The 2,297-nt window shown below is 39.3% G+C and carries 2 protein-coding genes, 1 tRNA gene and 1 pseudogene; 1 reads left to right on the forward strand and 3 read right to left on the reverse strand.

Features of this window, described 5'->3' with window-relative positions:
* Positions 1–60 precede the first annotated feature (60 nt).
* A pseudogene (locus AMDU4_RS14145) lies at positions 61–543 on the forward strand (tyrosine-type recombinase/integrase); the annotation flags it as partial.
* A gap of 85 nt (positions 544–628) precedes the next feature.
* Here the strand turns inward: AMDU4_RS14145 and AMDU4_RS04710 are convergent.
* The 3 genes from AMDU4_RS04710 to nadE form a co-directional block, all read right to left on the reverse strand.
* Positions 629–700: transfer RNA gene (locus AMDU4_RS04710), tRNA-Ala, on the reverse strand.
* Between the two features lie 40 nt (positions 701–740).
* Positions 741–2,027: a sodium:proton antiporter gene (locus AMDU4_RS04715; protein WP_021786836.1), complete on the reverse strand. Its 1,287-nt coding sequence runs from the start codon at positions 2,025–2,027 to the stop codon at positions 741–743.
* A 1-nt stretch (position 2,028) separates the two neighbouring features.
* Positions 2,029–2,297 (reverse strand): NAD(+) synthase (gene nadE / locus AMDU4_RS04720; RefSeq protein ID WP_021786837.1); only part of this gene is annotated, 269 nt, incomplete at its 5' end.

Below are 2,297 nucleotides of genomic sequence, written 5' to 3' on the forward strand. Positions count from 1 at the left end.
TGGAGCAAATATAAGAGATTTCCTCCATTCAAGTACTTCAGGCAATATGGAACTTTTGGAATCAAATACTGCACGCCTGAGGAAAAAGAGAAATTGATGGCAGCAGCTGCAAGAAAAGGCATACGCGAAAAAGCAATGTTTTCAGTATTATTTGGCTGCGGATTAAGGCTAAAAGAAGCCTGCGATCTTAAAATTTCAAATATATTCCAGGATACCATTAAAGTACTGGGCAAAGGCCAGAAAGAAAGAATCATTTACCTTCCTGCTGAGACCAGGCAGGCTTTAATGGATTATTTTCAGGTTCGTACTCCAGAAAAATACCTGGAAGATAGGGATTATGTTTTTACCACTAAATATGAGAATAAAATGAGCTATGACTTTTTCAGAAAAATTTGCGAAGATATAGGTACAAGAGCTGGAGTAAAGTTCCATCCGCACATGGCCCGCCATACATACGCTACTGAGTTATTAAAAGCAGGAGTCGATATTTACTACGTTGCCAGGCTTTTAGGCCATGAAGATTTAAGCTCAACAGAAATCTACCTCCATCCTACCCAGGATGATGCCATAAATGCACTTAGAAAATTAAAAGAACAAACAGTCCAAAACTCAGTGGAACTGAACGGTGTGGACTCAAGGGGATTTGAACCCCTGCCCTCTTCCATGCCAAGGAAGCGATCTACCGCTGATCTATGAGCCCTGATCTGTGTATCACTATATCTGGTATAAATTTTATCATATTAATATTTCCTCTCTCCAAGAAGCAGTTTTCCTACATAGGGAACATATACTGTCTGTAGTATTATGGATATTAACACAACAAATGAAACAGATGCATATATTATTGTCCCGTATTCTATGAGGATCTGTATGTGGTTAGTCTCTCCAATGACAAATGGTACAGTTGAAAGTACCACAGGAACAACACCCCTTGGACCTACAAGGGACATAAATGCCTTAGTCCGGTTATCGAATTTTATCACGTTCTTTCCCATGTTTGCCAGCCCTATTGATATGAATACAGCTATGGGCCTTATCAAAAATATAACAATCAGGGATATAACAAAGCCTAAAACTATATAATTAAATATCTGTGTTCGTGTCAGTATGCTTCCAAGCAGTATAAATATTATAGACTGGGCCATAAAAGACAGATTTTCATTGAAGTTTGTCTCCCTGTTCCAGAATATGCTTTTGTCTGAGTAATTTCCGATAATTGCACCGGTGGAGATTATTGCAGGAAACGGCGTTATTCCCAGAGCTTCAAGGGATGTAAATTCAAACAGTACAATTCCGAGAGTCAGGGCAACGAGCAATGATTCAAAATTAAAATATTTATTAAGAAAAATTATTGCAAACCCTAAGGCTATTCCAATGGCAGCCGGTATGGCAATTTCAAGTATGAGGAATGATCCGAATCCCATTATCAGGCCAACATGGGAAGTAAGAAGAGTAAAAAATGATGAGTACGACACATTAGGCGCAAGTATGCCTATTCCCAAGCTTAAAAGTATGATTCCCAGCGGATCGTTGAATAGGCTTTCACCAATGAGAGTTCCGGATATGTCATCCCTAATATTCAGCTTTTTGAATGTAGGTATGAGCGAAGCAGGGTCAGTAGGAGATATTATTGAGCCGAATATGAAGCCCACTATAAAAGGTGCACCGGTAAGCAGTGAAAAGAATATTCCTGCACCAACTGCTGTTACAACCATGCCGATAGTATCCAGTGCCGCTATCTTTGTAAAATATTTTTTGAGTATCCTTGGGCTGAAGTTATGTGACTCATAATAGAGGATGATTACAAGCCCCAGCATACCCACTCCAATTGTTGCAAAGGATGATAGCATGTATATTGCAAAGCTGTGGTTAATGAATCCCAGTAATGGTCCGAATATGAGACCCATTACTATGAGGACAGGAATGTAAACCATTGAAGCTTTTCTTGATATTGGTATGGAGAAAGCTGCAACTATAAGTATGAAACTTATTTCGTAGTAATCATAGGTGACTGGGGAAATAATCATCTCAGTTCATTGCCCTTGGGAGCTCCCTCTTGTGCATAGATCTCAGATAGAGCTCCATTAATTTTCCATAATCAGCCTTAAAGTTACTGTAGTCAAATATGTCTGCGAGTGCTCTGTCAATTTCTCTGTAATTCATTTTAAGTTCCTCCTCATCGTACTGCCCTTCCCACAGGCCTGCTGATGGCCTTTTATCTATGATTGATTGGGGTATCTTCATTATGGATGCTATATCCCAAACATCTGTTTTGTACAAGCCCTCTATGGTTCTAT

The sequence above is a fragment of the Ferroplasma sp. Type II genome, assembly GCF_000496155.1.

What these genes read in the sequence shown, in the direction of transcription:
- AMDU4_RS04715 (WP_021786836.1), bottom strand. Translation starts at nt 2,027, where the DNA reads ATGATTATTTCCCCAGTCACCTATGATTACTACGAAATAAGTTTCATA.